Below are 15,816 nucleotides of genomic sequence, written 5' to 3' on the forward strand. Positions count from 1 at the left end.
GGTTGTTCGTCCGTTTTGGGAGGCTTGGCCGTGCACGTACCCGATGGCTTCTTCGATGCAGTGACGTCCATATCCGCCGGGGCGGTGGCGGCCGCCGGGGTCGCGGTCTGCCTGCGCGGGGCGCGGCGCGAGCTCGACGACCGGACAGCACCCATGGCCGGGCTCGTCGCGGCCTTCATCTTCGCCGTCCAGATGCTCAACTTCCCCGTCGCCGCGGGCACCAGCGGTCACCTGCTGGGCGGCGCGCTGGCGGCGATACTCGTCGGGCCCTATACAGGGGTGCTCTGCATGGCCGTGGTCCTCCTCGTGCAGAGCGTGTTCTTCGCCGACGGCGGCCTGACCGCGCTCGGCGTCAACATCACGATCATGGGCCTCGTCACCGTGCTGGTCGGCTGGGGGGTCTTCCGGCTGGTCACCGGGCTGGCCAGGGGCAAGGGCGGGGTCACGCCGGCGGCGTTCCTGGCCGCGCTGGTCTCCGTGCCGGCCTCCGCGCTGGTGTTCACGCTGCTGTTCTGGATCGGGGGGACGGCGCCGATCGAGGTGTCCGCGGTGGCGGCCGCGATGGGCGGCGTGCATCTGCTGATCGGGATCGGCGAGGCCGCGATCACGGCCATGACCGTCGGCGCGGTGCTCGCCGTGCGGCCCGACCTCGTGTACGGCGCCCGCGGCCTGGCCAAGCCGCTGGTCCTGCGCGGCGCCGAGGGGACGACCACGACCGTGCCCGAGCCCGAGCCGGTCCCCGCCCGCCGGGCCGTCAGGCCGTTCCTGTTCGGCGGGGTCGGGCTGACGCTGGTGCTGGCCGGGCTCGTGTCGTTCTTCGCCTCCTCGGACCCCGACGGGCTGGAGGCGGTGGCCGAGAACAAGGGCTTCCTCGGCCAGGCGACCGACCACGTGTTCGGCGAGTGGGCGCTGGCCGACTACGGTGATGTGGGCGGGATCCCGGTCGGTGTGGCCGGGATCGTCGGCGTCGGGCTCGTGCTGCTCATCGCCGGGGCTGTTGCCTACGCGGCCAGGAGCCGCGACGAGATGGACCAAAAAAAGATCAAGGTGTGATACGTGGGCGCCGGGCATCATCACCAGCTCTACCTGCCGGGCGGCTCGGTCGTGCACCGGCTGCCGCCGCAGTGCAAGCTGCTCGCGGTCTTCGCGTTCGCCATCGTCGTGGTGGCCACGCCGCGCGAGCGGTTCTGGGCGTTCGCGGCCTACGCGGTCCTGCTCGGCTGCGTCGCGGTGGCGGCGCGGGTGCCGGCGACGTACGTCGTGCGGCGGATGGTGATCGAGGTGCCCTTCGTGCTGTTCGCGTTCCTCATCCCGGTCATCGGGCTGGGGGAGCGGATCACCGTGCTGGGGCTCTCGCTGAGCGTGCCGGGCCTCTGGGCGGCCTGGAACATCCTGGCCAAGGCCACGCTGGGAGTGGCCGCCTCCATCCTGCTGGCGGCCACCACGGAGCCGCGGGTCATCCTGATCGGGGCCCAGCGGCTCCGGCTGCCGGGCCTGCTGGTGCAGATCGCCATGTTCATGCTGAGGTACATGGACGTGATCATGGATGAGATGCGGCGGATGCGGGTGGCGCGGGAGTCCCGCGGGTTCGAGGCCCGGAACTTCCGGCACATCCCCGTGATCGCCCGGTCCGCCGGGGCGCTGTTCATCCGCTCGTACGAGCGGGGCGAGCGGGTGCATCTGGCGATGCTCAGCCGCGGCTACTCCGGCCAGATGCCAATAATTCAGGATATGTCGGCATCATCCTCCCAATGGGGCACAGCCCTCGCCCTGCCCGCCGTGGCCCTCGCAGTATTGGGACTCTCGTGGTGAACTCTCTCGAAGTACGGCAGCTCGCCTACGCCTACCCCGACGGCACGCAGGCGCTGTTCGGCGTGGACCTGTCGATCGCCAGGGGCGAGCGGGTGGCCCTGCTCGGCCCGAACGGCGCCGGCAAGACCACGCTCGTCATGCATCTCAATGGGATACTCACCGCGGGGCACGGCACTGTCACGGTCGCCGGCATCCCGGTGCGCAAGGACACGCTCAAGGAGGTCAGGCAGCGCGTCGGCCTGGTCTTCCAAGACCCCGACGACCAGCTCTTCATGCCCACGGTCAGGGACGACGTGGCCTTCGGCCCGGCCAACGCGGGGCTGCGCGGCGAGGATCTGGACCGGGTGGTCAAAGACGCGCTGGGCCGGGTCGGCATGCTGGAAGCCATCGACCGGCCGCCGCACCACCTGTCGTTCGGCCAGCGGCGCAGGGTGGCGGTGGCGACGGTGCTGGCCATGGAGCCGGAGATCCTGGTGCTCGACGAGCCCTCGTCCAACCTGGACCCGGCGGCCCGCAGGGAGCTGGCCGAGATCCTGCGCTCCCTGGACGTGACCGTGCTCATGGTCACGCACGATCTCCCGTACGCGCTGGAGCTGTGCGGGCGCTCGCTCATCCTCTCCGGCGGCGTGATCGCCGCCGACGGGCCCACGCGCGAGCTGCTCGCGGACGCCGATTTGCTGGCCGATCATCGCCTGGAGCTCCCGTACGGGTTCGCCATCCCGGCGGTGTGAGGACGTTCAGACCCAACTTGGCCCGCTTTATCCGAGTGTTCGTAGTCTGTGCATGCCCGTTATCCGGGGATGTCGAAGTACAGTGGCTCATCGAGGAGGGGCCAAATGAAGCTGCGGCTTGCGCGACATGCCCTGGGAGACGCCGTGGTGGTGGCCGTTGAGGGAGAGCTCGACCTGTTCACCGCACCGTTCCTCCGCGACGAGGTTCGTGATGCCATCAAGCAGGACGGCGCCAGGCTCGTGCTCGACCTGCAGCAGCTGTCGTTCATGGATTCCAGCGGGCTGTCGGTGCTGATCGAGGCCTGGCGGCTGGCGACGGGTGAGGGTGGCGGCGTGTCGCTGGCGGCGCCGCAGGCGCCGGTGGCCCGCATCCTCCGCACCACGGGCCTGGACCGGCGGATCAAGGTGTATGCCGACGTCGACAGCGCCGTGGGCGAGATTTAACCACCCCTGAGTAGAACTTCATTCGGTTGGCGGGTTAGGGTCCGGGATATGGACGTGAACGGATCTGCAGCAATCATCTCCGGCGGTGCCAGCGGACTCGGCGAGGCCACGGCCCGCGAGTTGGCCCGCGCCGGCGCCACCGTGGTGGTCGCCGATCTCAACGAGGAGCGCGGCAAGACCGTCGCCGACGAGATCGGCGGTGTCTTCGCCAGGACCGACGTGTCGGACGACGAGCAGGTGCAGGCGGCCGTGGACGCCGCCGTGGCGACCGGCAAGCCGCTGCGCGTGGTGGTCAACAGCGCCGGCATCGGCTGGGCCGAGCGCACGGTCAACCGCGACGGCCAGCCGCACAACCCGGCGACCTACCGCAAGGTCATCGAGGTCAACCTGATCGGCACGTTCAACCTCATGCGCATCGCCGCGGCCGCGATCGCCAAGACCGAGCCGGCCGACGCCGACGGGCAGCGCGGCGTGGTAATCAACACGGCCTCGGTGGCAGCACTGGAAGGGCAGACCGGGCAGCTCGCGTACTCGGCCTCCAAGGGTGGCATCGTGGGCATGACGGTGCCCGCGGCGCGCGACCTTGCCGCGATCGGCGTACGGGTGAACACGATCTGCCCCGGCATCATCGACACCCCGATCTACGGCTTCTCGGACAACGCCGACGAGTTCAAGGCCAAGCTGGTGGCGCCGGTGGTGTTCCCCAAGCGCATGGGACGGGCCGACGAGTTCGCGCACCTGGTGCGCTCGCTCATCGAGAACGACTACATGAACGCCGAAGTCGTCCGCTTCGACGGCGGCATCCGCTTCCAGCCCAAGTGACCCGCGGGGTCGTCCCCCGATCCCTGCGGGGGACGACCCTCTGCACTCCCCGATCAAGCGCCTGCGGGGACGCCCCTTGTCCTCGGCCGCAACCGTGCGGGGGGCAACCCTCCGCATCCCCCATCAAGCCCCGCGGGGGACACCCCCGCGGGCCTCGAGCTGAGAGGGTTTCCGTGTCTGACGAAGTGCTCGTCGAGGAGTCCGGCAACGTCGCGATCATCACGATCAACCGCCCGAAGGCGCGCAACGCCGTGAACGGGGCGGTGGCGCGGGGGATCGCCGGGGTCCTGGACGACCTGGATGCCCGCCCCGACATTTCGGCATATGTCCTGACCGGCGCCGGCGGCACGTTCTCCGCCGGGATGGATCTCAAGGGGTTCCTGTCCGGGGACTTCCCGGTGATCGAGGGGCGAGGGTTCGGCGGGCTGACCGAGGCGCCGCCCAAGAAGCCGCTGGTGGCCGCCGTGGAGGGCTACGCGCTGGCGGGCGGGTTCGAGCTGGCGTTGGCGTGTGACGTCATCGTGGCGTCGTCCGAGGCCACGTTCGGGCTGCCGGAGCCCAGGCGCGGGCTCGTGGCGGGCGCGGGCGGCATCATGCGGCTGCCGCGCCGGATCCCGTACCACGTGGCCATGGAGATCGCCCTGACCGGCGACCACTACCCGGCCTCGCGCCTGTACGAGCTCGGCCTGGTCAACCGGATCACCGAGCCGGGCGCGGCACTGGAGGGGGCGATCGAGCTGGCCCGCAAGATCGCCGCCAACGCCCCGCTGGCGCTCGCCGCCACCAAGAAGGTGATCATCGAGTCGCAGGACTGGCCGCTGGAGGAGATGTTCGAGAAGCAAGGCGCGATCATCAACCCGGTGTTCGGCTCCAAGGACGCCATGGAAGGTGCCGCCGCCTTCGCCGAGAAGCGCGCGCCCCAGTGGAGGGGAGAGTAACCGGTCCCCTCCCGTCCCTCGCGGAACGGGAGGGACTCCTTTGCGCGCGCATAGCTCTTCCTGCGTACGGTAAAGAAGAGAAGACGAGCTACCGGGAGAGCGCATGAGCGACTATTCGGGTCCCAGGTTCGAGTCCGCCAAGCGCGGTGCCGGAGCCCTTCTCTCAGGTGCGCTGAGCGCACTCATCATCGTGGTCGCCATGCTCGCCGTGATGTGGGTCGTCGAGGGCGTCGACTACTTCCTCAACGGCGCGCTCGACCAGTTCGGCATCTATGGCTGGGACGCCGACGGGCTGGTCGGCATCCTGTTCGCGCCCTTCCTGCACGGCGGCTTCGGCCATCTCATGGCCAACTCGCTACCGCTGCTCATCCTCGGCTTCCTGGCGGGCCTGCGCGACGTGCGCAAGTTCCTCTGGGCCAGCCTGATCATCATCCTGATCGGCGGCCTGGGCACCTGGCTGACGAGCCCCCTGGTCTACACGGTCGGGGCGAGCGGCCTGGTCTTCGGCTACTTCGGCTACATCCTGGCCAGGGGCGTGTTCGACCGGCGGCTGCTCGACATGGTCATCGCCGTGGGCGTGGGCATCGCCTACTACGGGATCCTGCTCGGCCTGCTGCCCAACCAGGAGGGCATCTCCTGGCAGGGGCACCTGTTCGGCCTCATCGGCGGCGTGGTGGCCGGTTGGGTGCTGCGCCGCAAGAAGGAAATACCGGCCTACTGAGGGCCTGCTCGTGCGCACGCCGTAGCGCAACGCCTTCAGATTCGCCACGGCGACGTCAAGGGACGAGCACGTCAGCGACCTCATGCTGGAAGCGCTGTCAGCCGGGCACCGGCCGGCTGCCGGTGCCCGGCGAGGTTCGCGCGGAGCGTTGGGGATGAGGACGCGCTCGCCCTCATGGACAAGCCGTTACGCCGTCAGAGACGCTCGACCACGTAGTCGACGCAGACCGTCAGCGCCTCGATGTCGGCCGGGTCGATGGCCGGGAACATCGCGACGCGCAGCTGGTTGCGGCCCAGCTTGCGGTAGGGCTCGGTGTCGACGATGCCGTTGGCGCGCAGCACCTTGGCCACGGCCGCGGCGTCCACGTCGTCGGAGAAGTCGATCGTGCCGACCACCTGCGAGCGGAACTCGGGCGCGGCGAACGGCATGGTGTACGACGTCTTCTCCGCCCACGTGTAAAGGCGCGTGCTGGAGTCGGCCGTGCGGGCGGTGGTCCAGGCCAGGCCGCCGTTGCCGTTCATCCAGTCGAGCTGGTCGGCCAGCAGGAACAGCGTCGCCACTGCCGGGGTGTTGTACGTCTGGTCCTTGCCGGAGTTGTCGATCGCGACCGGCAGGCTGAAGAACTCCGGCACGTAGCGGCCGGTCGCGGCGATCTCCTCGACCCTGGCCAGGGCACGCGGCGACATGATCGCGATCCACAGGCCGCCGTCGGAGGCGAAGCTCTTCTGCGGCGCGAAGTAGTAGACGTCGCTCTCGGCGATGTCGACGGGCAGGCCGCCGGCGCCGGAGGTGGCGTCCACGAGCACCAGCGAGTCGTCGGAGCCGACCCGCTTGATCGGCATGGCGACGCCGGTGGAGGTCTCGTTGTGGGTGAGCGCGTAGACGTCCACGCCGTCCTCGGCCACCGCCGTGGGGTGGGTGCCGGGGTCGGACTTGATGACGCTCGGCTCGGCCAGCCACGGGGCCTTCTTGGTGACCGCGGCGAACTTCGAGGAGAACTCACCGAACGACAGGTGCTGCGACCTCTCGCGGACAAGCCCGAAGGCGGCGATGTCCCAGAACGCGGTGGTGCCGCCGTTGCCCAGCACGACCTGATAGCCCTCGGGCAGCGAGAACAGGTCGGCGAGGCCGGAGCGGACGCGGCCGACCAGGCTCTTGACCGGCTTCTGGCGGTGCGAGGTGCCCATGAGGCTCGCGCCGGAGGCGGCGAGCGCGGCCAGTTGCTCGGTGCGAACCTTCGAGGGCCCGCAGCCGAATCGGCCGTCGGCGGGCTTGATGTCAGCAGGAATCACGATGTCAGCCACGTAAACGAGCCTACCGAGCGGCGTGGACTGGCCTGAACTGGGTCCGGATTCTGAGATCCGTGAAACTTTGGCAAACGCAGAGAATCGCAGACGCTGTTCCCCCTCCAGGAGGCGGTCAAGGACCACTATCCCTAGTGCTGTTCGGCCGCTCGGGAAAGGGACCGTTCCAGGGAAAAGGAAAACGGCTACCGCGGGCGCCTGCCGCGCGGTAGCCGTGATGGATCAGTACTTGCCGACCACCTCGTCGGCGCCCGGCACATCGCTGAGCGGGCGCGAGGCGGGGCCGATGTAGTTGGCGCTCGGGCGGACCAGCCTGCTGGTGCGCTTCTGCTCCAGGATGTGCGCGGCCCAGCCGGCCGTACGGGCGCACGTGAACATCGAGGTGAACATGTGGGAGGGCACCTCGGCGAAGTCCAGCACGACCGCCGCCCAGTACTCCACGTTGGTGGCCAGCACCCGGTCGGGCTTGCGCGTGTGCAGCTCCTCGAGAGCGGCCTGCTCCAGCGCCGCCGCGACCTCGTACCGGGGCGCGTCGAGCTCCTTGGCGGTGCGGCGCAGCACGCGGGCACGCGGGTCCTCGGCGCGGTAGACGCGGTGCCCGAAGCCCATGAGCCGGTTGCCCTTGTCGAGCTCGCTCTGAACGTACTTCTTGGCGTCGCCGAGCTGCTCGACACCCTCGATCATGTGCAGCACGCGGGCCGGGGCGCCGCCGTGCAGCGGGCCCGACATGGCGCCGACGGCGCCGGAGAGCGCGGCGGCCACGTCGGCGCCGGTGGAGGCGATGACGCGGGCGGTGAACGTGGAGGCGTTCATGCCGTGCTCGGCCGCGGAGGTCCAGTAAGCGTCGATGGCCTTGACATGCTTGGGATCGGGCTCACCGCGCCAGCGGATCATGAAACGTTCGACGATGGTCTTGGCCTCGTCGACCCGGCTCTGCGGCACCATCGGCAGGCCGAGCCCGCGCGCGGACTGCGCGACGAACGACAAAGCCATCACCGAGGCGCGCGCCAGCTGGTCGCGGGCCTCGCTGTCACTGATGTCGTGCAGGGGCTTGAAGCCATAGGCCGGAGCCAGCATGGCCAGCGCGCTCTGCACGTCTACGCGGATGTCACCGGAATGGACAGGGATGGGGTACGGCTCCGCCGGGGGCAGGCCCGGCTGGAACGTGTTGTCGACCAGCAAGCCCCAGACGGCCCCGAACGGGACGCTGCCGACCAGCTCTTCGATGTCGACGCCCCGATACCGGAGGGCGCCCCCTTCTTTGTCCGGTTCCGCGATCTCGGTCTCGAAAGCTACGACGCCTTCGAGGCCGGGTTTGAAGTCGGACATGCTCGGCCGCCTCCCTTTCTTGCCATGTTTCGGCAATGCAATGCCTTGATGTCGAGATACCGGCGGGTCAATTTAACCCCCTACCAGCTCGTGCTCGGCCTCGGGACCCGCCGTTAGGCCAAACCCGCTGGTGGGGAGCGGTGTATGGGATCACCACATGGGCGCGCAAGAATACCGTCTCGTGGATGCCACCCCGCGCCCGCCCGTGCTGGCGGGGCTTCGCCGTACGTACGAGGGCGAGCCGCTGCTCGAAACCGATCTCGCGTCCGACCCCATCGCGCAATTCACCGTCTGGTTCCAGGACGCGCTCGAAGCCGGCCTGCCAGAACCCAACGCCATGATCCTGGCCACCGCCTCCGCCGGCGGCCGCCCCAGCGCCAGGACGGTCCTGCTCAAGGGCTATGACGAACGCGGATTCGTCTTCTACACCAACTACGAGTCGCGCAAGGGCCGCGACCTGGCCGAGAACCCCCGCGCGTCGCTGCTGTTCCCCTGGCATCCGATCCGCCGTCAGGTGCGCATCGAGGGCACCGTCACCCGCATCCCCCATGAGGAGTCGGCCGAATATTTCGACTCCCGCCCGTACGGCTCCCGCATCGGGGCCTGGGCCTCGCGGCAGTCGGCCGTCGTGCGCTCCAGGGAGGAGCTGGACGACCGCTACGAGGAGCTGGCGGCGCGCTGGCCGGAGAACCCGCCGGTGCCCGACTTCTGGGGCGGCTACCGGGTGGCCCCGATCGAGATGGAGTTCTGGCAGGGGCAGCTCGACCGGATGCACGACCGGCTTCGCTACCGGCGGACGCGACCCGGCTGGGTCTTGGAGAGGCTCGCACCTTAAATTGCCTTAAGTGGCAATCGGGGAGCTGGTCAAACGTCATCTGGTGGACACCCGGCCGTTGGGGGTGCCCGCGTACCGGCGGATCTGGCTGGGCCAGGCCGTCTCGCACGTGGGCGTCGGCGTGACGGTCGTCGCGGTCGGCCAGCAGGTCTGGGAGCTCACCAACTCCTCGTTCTACGTCGGGCTGCTCGGCCTGGCCAACCTGATCCCGCTGATCGTGTTCGGCCTGTGGGGAGGGGCGGTCGCCGACGCCGTGGACCGGCGCAGGCTGCTGATCGCCGGCTCGTTGGTGGCCTGGACGGCGACCCTGTTCATCCTCGTGCAGGCGCTGCTCGGCCTGGGCAACGTCTACCTGATCTTCGCCGCGGTCGCGCTGAACGCCACCGGGTTCGCGATCACGGGTCCGACCCGGGGCGCGATCATCCCCAGGATCCTCGAGCCGGAGCTGGTGCCCGCCGCCAACGCGCTCAACTCGCTGGTCTACAGCATCGGCGCCGTCGCGGGGCCGATGATCGGGGCGGTCGCGCTGACGAACGGCGGGTACGCGGCCGCGTACGCGGTGGACGCCCTGCTGTTCACCGCCGGCCTCTATGCGGCCCTCAGGCTGCCCTCACTGCCCCCGCTGGGCGAGGTGAGGCGTCCGGGGGCCGCGGCCGTGCTGGAGGGGCTCAGCTTCGTCGTCAGGAGCCCCGTGCTGCTGATGTCGTTCGTCGTGGACATCATCGCGATGGTGTTCGCCATGCCGCGGGCTCTCTTCCCGGAGGCCACCGCCGACAGGTTCGGCGGCTCGCCGATCGCGCTCGGCTGGATGACCTCGGCCATGGCCATCGGCGCCGTCGCCGGCGCGCTGTTCTCCGGGTGGGTGGGGCGAGTCACGCGGCAAGGAGTGGCGCTGGTCGTCGTCATCGCCGTGTGGGGCGTGGCGGTGGCCGCCGCCGGGCTCGCGAACCAGCTGTGGCTGGTGGTGCTGTTCATGGCCGTCGGCGGGGTGGCGGACGTGGTCTCGTCGGTGTGGCGGCAGTCGATCCTGCAGCTGTACGCGCCCGACGAGATGCGGGGGCGGCTGCAGGGAACGTTCATGGTCGTCGTGGCCGGCGGCCCGCGCCTGGGCGACCTGCGGGCCGGGGCCACCGCGACGGCGTTCGGGCTGACCGGCGCGTGGGTGGGCGGCGGCATCGCGTGCGCCGTCACGGTGCTGGTCGTCGGCCTGTCCGTGGCCGGGTTCAGGAACTACCGGTCGGGTGCGACCGCGAAGGCGGATGAGCCGGCCCGGGACTCCTGAGGAGGCTCTAGGCGGCGCGGGCCGCCACCTGGAGGTCGGCCAGGAAGCCCTCGTACATCACCTCCCTGTCGGGGGCGCGCAGCACGGCCGACGGGTGGATGGTGGCCACGGCGAGCCGCTCCCCGAGCGGCACCGGCACGCCTCGCTGCCGCGTCACCCGGAACGCGGGTCCCAGCAGCGATCTGGCCGCCGTCGCGCCGAGCACCACGACCACCTCCGGCTCCACCACGGCCAGCTCCGCATTCAGCCACGGCCGGCAGGCGGCGATCTCGGCGGCCGTCGGCTTCTGATGGATGCGCCTCTTCCCCCTCGGCACGAAGGAGAAGTGCTTGACCGCGTTCGTCACATAGACCTCATCGCGCGGGATTCCCGCCTCCTCCAGCCCTCGATCCAGGAGGCGGCCCGCAGGGCCGACGAACGGATGCCCCTGGCGGTCCTCCTGGTCTCCGGGCACCTCGCCCACGAGCATGAATTTGGCGTGGCCCGGACCTTCGCCGAACACCGTCTGCGTGGCGTTCCTGTAGAGGCCGCAGCCCTCGCAGCAGGCCGCCGCGATGCGTAGCGACTCGAGGTCGAGCTTGTCGGGAAGGAAGTCCGCCGCGCTGTTGTTGCCGTCCTTAACCATCGTCGGTCGTTCTCCCAATAGGGTTCCTCTGACCAATGTGCCCAAGGCGGACCTGCTCAGTCTCAGCGTCCCGAAGGGACCCCACACGCCACGACCGGCGTAACATTCAGTTGGGAGGACTGTCTTGACCGCACACGGCCTGATCGACACGACGGAGATGTATCTCCGCACGATTTACGAGCTCGAAGAGGAGGGCATCGTCCCGCTTCGCGCCCGCATCGCCGAGCGCCTGCAGCAGAGCGGCCCCACCGTGAGCCAAACGGTCGCGCGCATGGAGCGCGACGGCCTCGTCCGCGTCGAGGGCGACCGGCACCTGTCGATGACGGAGCTCGGCCGCACGCTCGCCACGCGCGTGATGCGCAAGCACCGGCTCGCCGAATGCCTGCTGACCCAGGTGATCGGACTTCCCTGGGAAGAGGTGCACATCGAGGCGTGCCGCTGGGAGCACGTCATGTCGGAGTCCGTCGAGTCGCGCCTGGTGACACTGCTCGACAACCCCACGGTCTGCCCGCACGGCAACCCGATCCCCGGGCTCGCCGAGCTGGGTGCCAGAGAGCCCGCCGAAGGCGGCGCCAACGCGCTGGCCTCGATGTGTGACCTGGCAGGACCCACGGATATACCCGTTGTCGTCCGACGAATTAGCGAACAAGTGCAAAGTGATCCTGCTGTGATGCTTAAACTCAAGCAAGTTGGGATACAACCCGGACGCGAGGTCACGCTCGCGGCGAGCGACGACGGTGTGCGGGTGACAGGTGACGGTGACGCGAAGGACACTCCCGCGGAGCTTCCGCGCGATGTTGCTGCGCACGTTTTTGTCTCCAAGCGCTGACGCGCGCGCAGCGGCTTGGTTGAATCCCTCCTGGGAGGCCCTCCACTCTCCCCTGACCAAGACTGTCGCAGGAGCGCTCGTGGTTCGCTTTGCATGCTCGCCACCCCGAGGAGTGGTCTCCGGATGACGCGTTGGGGGGATCTGTCACAAGACGCGGCTGATCACCTTGCTGCCGAATCCGTGCTGGACCATGCAGAGATGGCGGTGGTCGTCACCGACCGCTTCAGCAACCTCCTCTACTGGAACCCGTTCGCCGAGAAGCTCTTCGGCCGTCAGGGCCTGACCCCGACGGGGGAAACATCGGTTCTGTCCCTCGGGATCATGGAGAAGGACCACCCGCTCGCGATCGAGTTGGCCAAGCACGTGCTCAAGGGCGGCGTCTGGGAGGGCACGTTCGACGTCAGGCGCGGCGACGGCACCATCGTCTACGTCCGCGCCCAGGCCGTGCCGCTGCGCCACTCGTCGGGCTCGGTGACGGGCATCGTCATCCTGGCCCGCGAGGCGCTGCGCAGCAACGAGCGGGAGAAAGACCGTTTCGGGCTGCTCGAGCGCATCGGCGAGCGGCTGGCCGGCTCGCTCTACGTCGAGGAGACGCTCAAGCGCGTCGCCGAGATGCTGGTCCCGCAGTTCGCCGACCACTGTTTCATCGAGTTGACCGAGGGCGACCGGCTCGTCCGCCGGGTCTCACAGCATGTGCAGGGGTGGACACCGCCGTCGGGAACATGGAAGCCGGTGGGCGCGGAGATCCGCTATCCCTCCGGCCACTACGCGGACACGGCGCTCCGCCGCCAGGAGACCATCCTCGTCGAGGACTTCTCCACCAGCAGCTACCCGTCGCCCCACGACAACAGCGCGCGGTTGTGCGGCGAGATCGGCATGACCTCGGCCATCGTCGCCCCCCTGCTGGTGCGCGGCGAGACGCTCGGGCTGATGTACCTCGCCCTGTCCAACCTCACCGACCGCCGTAGCCCCCACTACGACGCCTTCGACCGCGACTTCGTGGGTGCCATCGCCACCAGGGTCGCGCTGGCGATCGACAACGCGCTGCTGTTCGAGGAGGAGCGGCACACGGCGGAGTCGTTCCAGAAGCACCTGCTGCCCAGGGCGTTGCCGCAGCTCGACGGCCTGCAGATCGCGGTGCGCTACTACCCGGCGGCCCCGCTCGCCTCCCACGGGCAGGGCATCCAGACCCAGGTCGGCGGCGACTGGTACGACGTGATCCCGCTGTCCGCCGGCCGCGTCGGCATCGTGATCGGCGACGTCGAGGGCAGGGGCGCCAAGGCGGCGGCCATCATGGGCCAGCTCAGGGCCGCGCTGCGGGCCTTCGCGCAGGACGACAAGTCGCCCGCCGACATCCTGGCCAGGCTCGACGAGTGGACCCGCATCATCGCCACCCCCGAGCAGGACGACAACGGCGCCGACGTCAGCATCCCGCCCATCGTGACCTGCCAATACCTGGTCTACGACGCCTGGTCCCGCCAGCTCTCCTTCGCCAACGCGGGCCACGCGCCGCCGCTGCTGCTGATCGACGGGCAGTGCGTCGAGATGGACATCGAGGAGGTCGGCCAGCCGCTCGGCGTACGCGCCAAGGGCATGCACGCCGACCTGGTCTACAAGGAGGAGACGCGCACCCTCCCGCCGGGTGCGGCGCTGCTCCTCTACACCGACGGCCTGGTCGACCGCCGCCCCGGCCGCGACGGCAGGATGCCGAGCGAGGAAGAGACGCTCGGCGTGCTGTGCGACAAGCTCGCCAAGATGTCCGACGCCGACGTGGAGCGCGTCGCCGACGCCGCCACGGTGGCGGTGCCCGGCGAGATCGACGACGACATGGCGATCCTGGTCGTCCGCTCCAGCGAGGTGGACCTCGACGTCGAGGAGCGTACGTTCCCCGCCCAGCCGATCATGGTGGGCGAGGCGCGCCGCATGGCGTCGGAGGCGTTCGCGGGCTGGAACGTGCCGGAGGAGCGGTCCGAGCTGGCCTGCCTGCTCGTCTCCGAGGTCGTGACGAACGTGGTGCTGCACGCCGCCGCCGCCAGCGTGCCGCGCAGGGATCTGGTCGTGGAGGGGCCACCGCTGCCGTTCGAGGAGTCCTGGGACATACCGGGCATGGAGGACGAGGTCGTCGGCGAGAAGGAGTTCACGCTGCGGCTGCGCAGGGGCGAGGAGTCGGTCTGGGTCGAGGTGTTCGACCAGGACCTGAGACTGCCGCGGATCCGCAGCGCGGGGGAGAACGACGAGGGCGGGCGCGGCCTCTACCTCGTGGACCAGCTGGCCAGGCGCTGGGGCTCGCGGCCCACCAGGGAAGGCAAAGCCGTCTGGTTCGAGATTCCCACCCGCGGCAGGTGAATGATTCACTGGCGCAATGGAGCTGGCCTTCGAACGACGGGGCACCGGCGCGCCGCTGATCCTCATCCACGGCATCGGCCACCACTGGCAGGCCTGGTTGCCGGTGCTGGATCGCCTTGCCGTCTCCCGTACGGTGATCGCGGTTGATCTGCCCGGCTTCGGGGTTTCGCCGGGGTTGCCGGTCGGCGCGCCATATACGGCCGAGTCGCTGGCGGACGCGGTCGAGTCCTTCTGCGCGCTGCTCGGCATCCGCGACCCGCACGTGGCGGGCAACTCACTCGGCGGTTACATAGCGCTGGAGCTGGCCTCGCGCGGCGTCGTACGGACGGCCACCGCGCTGTCGCCCGCCGGCTTCTGGTCCCGCTCCGAGCTGCTCTACTGCCAGTCCGTGCTGCGCGCGCTGCGGGCCACGGCCCGGTCCTTGCCGCCGGAGCAGGCCGTCAGGACCGCGGAGAACCCGGTCCTGCGCGCCGTGTCCGCCGGGTTGCTGGTCGCCCACCCGTCCAGGCTGGAGCCGACCGCGCTGATCGCGGCCACCCAGGCGCTGGCCGGATCGAGCGGCTTCGACGAGACGCTGGAGGCGTTCTCCGGGGTGATGCCGCCCGCGCCGCCCAAGGCGCCGATCACGATCGCCTGGGGCGAGCACGACCGGCTGCTGCCGCGCCGCCAGGCAGTGCGCGCGGCGCGGTGGTCGGGGCAGCGGGTCAAACTGCTGAAGGGCTGCGGGCACGTGCCCATGAGCGACGACCCGGAGCTCGTGGCCCGCGTCATCCTGGAGGCCTCCGGCCCGGACGGAGCCGTTTAGACCGCGGCGGGGTCGAGGTTGGCGGCCATGCGGCGGAGCACGTCCACAGTCGCCCGGTACTCCTCGGGAGTCACGCCCTCGCTCACCTGCTGCCTGAACGCGGCGACCCGTTCGACGATCCCCGCGTGCGCGGCTCTGCCCGCCTCGGTGATCCGGCCGTCCGCCAGCCACCCCCGGGCGGTGAGCTGCTCCACGGCCTCATCTATCCCGGTGAACGGCGCCAGCTCGTCCGGCCGGGCGTCATGCGCGGTGGTGTTGAGGACCTGCCACTCTCGCCGGGTCATCTGCAGCGCGTCGTCCATGGCGCTTTCCAGTAGTGTGTCCAGATTCTTCAGCCAGTAGCCAATGTTCTTCTCCATGCATGTACAGTAGCAACTATATGTATAAAGACAAGGAAATTGCCACTATCGAGCAGGCGATGGTCGCCATCAGGCGCAGGCAGAGCAGGCGCGCGCTCGCGCGGGCCCAGGGCGCCGGGCCGGAATACGACGTGCTCGATGTGATCGAGGGCGCGCACGAGCCCGTCACCGTGACCGCCGTCGCCGAGGCACTGAGCGTGGACCAGCCGCGGGCGAGCCGGCTGGTGGCCGCGGCCGTGGCGGCGGGCCTGGTCAGGCGCGAGGCCGACCAGGCGGACGGGCGCAGGTCGCACCTGGTGTTGACCGACGCTGGACGGGCCGCGCTGGAGCAGGCCCATCAGGCCAGGCAGGCGGCGTTCGCGGTGGCGATGGAGGGCTGGTCGGAGGCCGAGCGGGCGGAGTTCGCCCGGCTGCTCACCCGCTTCGTCGAGGCGATTCCCTAGATTCCGGCGCCCCTAGACCTTGGTCTGGCCCCAGATGAGCAGCATGGCGATGATGAACACGATCATCACGCCGGCATAGCCCACGGGCCCCAGGCGGAACGCCCGGCGCACGCGATTGAGCCCCCAGGCGACAAGCAGCGCCAGGAAGACCAGGAGGATCAGGCCGCCGTCCATGCTGTCCAGTATGCGGC

18 protein-coding genes are annotated in these 15,816 nt (G+C 69.8%); 13 read left to right on the forward strand and 5 right to left on the reverse strand.

Annotated features, from left to right (window positions below):
- Positions 1–30: 30 nt before the first annotated feature.
- From EJK15_RS27495 to EJK15_RS27525, 7 genes are all read left to right on the forward strand, one after another.
- On the forward strand, positions 31–1,053 hold the full coding sequence (locus tag EJK15_RS27495; RefSeq protein WP_138713363.1) for an energy-coupling factor ABC transporter permease: 1,023 nt from the start codon (positions 31–33) through the stop codon (positions 1,051–1,053).
- A gap of 3 nt (positions 1,054–1,056) precedes the next feature.
- Positions 1,057–1,812, forward strand: a complete 756-nt coding sequence (cbiQ, locus tag EJK15_RS27500; RefSeq protein ID WP_138713364.1) for a cobalt ECF transporter T component CbiQ — start codon at positions 1,057–1,059, stop codon at positions 1,810–1,812.
- Positions 1,806–2,543, forward strand: a complete 738-nt coding sequence (locus EJK15_RS27505; RefSeq protein WP_420847092.1) for an energy-coupling factor ABC transporter ATP-binding protein — start codon at positions 1,806–1,808, stop codon at positions 2,541–2,543. Before cbiQ ends, EJK15_RS27505 begins: the two co-directional genes overlap by 7 nt.
- Positions 2,544–2,648: 105 nt before the next feature.
- On the forward strand, positions 2,649–2,987 hold the full coding sequence (locus tag EJK15_RS27510) for an STAS domain-containing protein (protein ID WP_132512863.1): 339 nt from the start codon (positions 2,649–2,651) through the stop codon (positions 2,985–2,987).
- 48 nt (positions 2,988–3,035) lie between these two features.
- A complete protein-coding gene (locus tag EJK15_RS27515; RefSeq protein ID WP_138713366.1) occupies positions 3,036–3,809 on the forward strand; it encodes an SDR family NAD(P)-dependent oxidoreductase in 774 nt (257 codons plus the stop codon).
- Between the two features lie 173 nt (positions 3,810–3,982).
- The gene (locus EJK15_RS27520) at positions 3,983–4,747 is read left to right on the forward strand and encodes a crotonase/enoyl-CoA hydratase family protein (protein WP_138713367.1); all 765 of its coding nucleotides are present in this window, start codon (positions 3,983–3,985) and stop codon (positions 4,745–4,747) included.
- A gap of 103 nt (positions 4,748–4,850) precedes the next feature.
- Entirely contained in the window at positions 4,851–5,468 is a 618-nt protein-coding gene (locus tag EJK15_RS27525; RefSeq protein WP_138713368.1) for a rhomboid family intramembrane serine protease, read from the forward strand.
- Positions 5,469–5,662: 194 nt separating this feature from the next.
- Here EJK15_RS27525 and serC read toward each other — a convergent pair whose 3' ends face one another.
- Both serC and EJK15_RS27535 read right to left on the reverse strand, forming a co-directional pair.
- The gene (serC, locus tag EJK15_RS27530) at positions 5,663–6,772 is read right to left on the reverse strand and encodes a phosphoserine transaminase (protein ID WP_138713369.1); all 1,110 of its coding nucleotides are present in this window, start codon (positions 6,770–6,772) and stop codon (positions 5,663–5,665) included.
- 222 nt (positions 6,773–6,994) lie between these two features.
- Positions 6,995–8,101 carry a citrate synthase 2 gene (locus EJK15_RS27535; RefSeq protein WP_138713370.1) on the reverse strand — a complete coding sequence of 369 codons (1,107 nt, stop codon included), beginning with the start codon at positions 8,099–8,101 and terminating at the stop codon, positions 6,995–6,997.
- A 157-nt stretch (positions 8,102–8,258) separates the two neighbouring features.
- Between EJK15_RS27535 and pdxH the strand changes: the two genes are divergently transcribed.
- Together pdxH and EJK15_RS27545 are read left to right on the forward strand one after the other, a co-directional pair.
- Positions 8,259–8,936 (forward strand): pyridoxamine 5'-phosphate oxidase, encoded by a 678-nt coding sequence (pdxH, locus tag EJK15_RS27540; RefSeq protein ID WP_138713371.1) that lies wholly within the window; start codon positions 8,259–8,261, stop codon positions 8,934–8,936.
- A 10-nt stretch (positions 8,937–8,946) separates the two neighbouring features.
- A complete protein-coding gene (locus EJK15_RS27545; RefSeq protein ID WP_240777249.1) occupies positions 8,947–10,218 on the forward strand; it encodes an MFS transporter in 1,272 nt (423 codons plus the stop codon).
- A 7-nt stretch (positions 10,219–10,225) separates the two neighbouring features.
- Here EJK15_RS27545 and EJK15_RS27550 read toward each other — a convergent pair whose 3' ends face one another.
- Entirely contained in the window at positions 10,226–10,843 is a 618-nt protein-coding gene (locus EJK15_RS27550; protein ID WP_138713372.1) for a UdgX family uracil-DNA binding protein, read from the reverse strand.
- Between the two features lie 124 nt (positions 10,844–10,967).
- On the opposite strand from EJK15_RS27550, the gene EJK15_RS27555 reads away from it, so the two are divergent.
- The 3 genes from EJK15_RS27555 (at position 10,968) to EJK15_RS27565 (ending at position 14,823) form a co-directional block, all read left to right on the forward strand.
- The gene (locus EJK15_RS27555; protein ID WP_138713373.1) at positions 10,968–11,672 is read left to right on the forward strand and encodes an iron-dependent transcriptional repressor DtxR; all 705 of its coding nucleotides are present in this window, start codon (positions 10,968–10,970) and stop codon (positions 11,670–11,672) included.
- A gap of 123 nt (positions 11,673–11,795) precedes the next feature.
- On the forward strand, positions 11,796–14,018 hold the full coding sequence (locus EJK15_RS27560; RefSeq protein ID WP_138713374.1) for an ATP-binding SpoIIE family protein phosphatase: 2,223 nt from the start codon (positions 11,796–11,798) through the stop codon (positions 14,016–14,018).
- 16 nt (positions 14,019–14,034) lie between these two features.
- The gene (locus tag EJK15_RS27565; RefSeq protein ID WP_138713375.1) at positions 14,035–14,823 is read left to right on the forward strand and encodes an alpha/beta fold hydrolase; all 789 of its coding nucleotides are present in this window, start codon (positions 14,035–14,037) and stop codon (positions 14,821–14,823) included.
- On the opposite strand, the gene EJK15_RS27570 is transcribed toward EJK15_RS27565, so the two are convergent.
- Positions 14,820–15,182 (reverse strand): MarR family winged helix-turn-helix transcriptional regulator, encoded by a 363-nt coding sequence (locus EJK15_RS27570; RefSeq protein WP_138713376.1) that lies wholly within the window; start codon positions 15,180–15,182, stop codon positions 14,820–14,822. The two genes, EJK15_RS27565 and EJK15_RS27570, sit on opposite strands and share 4 nt — an antisense overlap.
- Before the next feature lie 20 nt (positions 15,183–15,202).
- On the opposite strand from EJK15_RS27570, the gene EJK15_RS27575 reads away from it, so the two are divergent.
- Complete coding sequence (locus EJK15_RS27575; protein ID WP_138713377.1) at positions 15,203–15,625, forward strand: MarR family winged helix-turn-helix transcriptional regulator; 423 nt, start codon at positions 15,203–15,205, stop codon at positions 15,623–15,625.
- Positions 15,626–15,637: 12 nt separating this feature from the next.
- Here the strand turns inward: EJK15_RS27575 and EJK15_RS70890 are convergent, their stop codons facing one another.
- Positions 15,638–15,799, reverse strand: coding sequence for a hypothetical protein (locus EJK15_RS70890; RefSeq protein ID WP_171074564.1), 162 nt, complete (start codon positions 15,797–15,799; stop codon positions 15,638–15,640).
- Between the last annotated feature and the right edge of the window lie 17 nt (positions 15,800–15,816).

The sequence above is a fragment of the Nonomuraea basaltis genome, from assembly GCF_005893125.1.
GTDB lineage: Bacteria > Actinomycetota > Actinomycetes > Streptosporangiales > Streptosporangiaceae > Nonomuraea > Nonomuraea basaltis.

What these genes read in the sequence shown, in the direction of transcription:
- EJK15_RS27510 (WP_132512863.1), top strand. Translation starts at nt 2,649, where the DNA reads ATGAAGCTGCGGCTTGCGCGACATGCCCTGGGAGACGCCGTGGTGGTG.
- EJK15_RS27515 (WP_138713366.1), top strand. Translation starts at nt 3,036, where the DNA reads ATGGACGTGAACGGATCTGCAGCAATCATCTCCGGCGGTGCCAGCGGA.
- EJK15_RS27525 (WP_138713368.1), top strand. Translation starts at nt 4,851, where the DNA reads ATGAGCGACTATTCGGGTCCCAGGTTCGAGTCCGCCAAGCGCGGTGCC.
- EJK15_RS27535 (WP_138713370.1), bottom strand. Translation starts at nt 8,101, where the DNA reads ATGTCCGACTTCAAACCCGGCCTCGAAGGCGTCGTAGCTTTCGAGACC.
- pdxH (WP_138713371.1), top strand. Translation starts at nt 8,259, where the DNA reads ATGGGCGCGCAAGAATACCGTCTCGTGGATGCCACCCCGCGCCCGCCC.
- EJK15_RS27550 (WP_138713372.1), bottom strand. Translation starts at nt 10,843, where the DNA reads ATGGTTAAGGACGGCAACAACAGCGCGGCGGACTTCCTTCCCGACAAG.
- EJK15_RS27560 (WP_138713374.1), top strand. Translation starts at nt 11,796, where the DNA reads ATGACGCGTTGGGGGGATCTGTCACAAGACGCGGCTGATCACCTTGCT.
- EJK15_RS27565 (WP_138713375.1), top strand. Translation starts at nt 14,035, where the DNA reads ATGGAGCTGGCCTTCGAACGACGGGGCACCGGCGCGCCGCTGATCCTC.
- EJK15_RS27570 (WP_138713376.1), bottom strand. Translation starts at nt 15,182, where the DNA reads ATGGAGAAGAACATTGGCTACTGGCTGAAGAATCTGGACACACTACTG.
- EJK15_RS27575 (WP_138713377.1), top strand. Translation starts at nt 15,203, where the DNA reads ATGTATAAAGACAAGGAAATTGCCACTATCGAGCAGGCGATGGTCGCC.
- EJK15_RS70890 (WP_171074564.1), bottom strand. Translation starts at nt 15,799, where the DNA reads ATGGACGGCGGCCTGATCCTCCTGGTCTTCCTGGCGCTGCTTGTCGCC.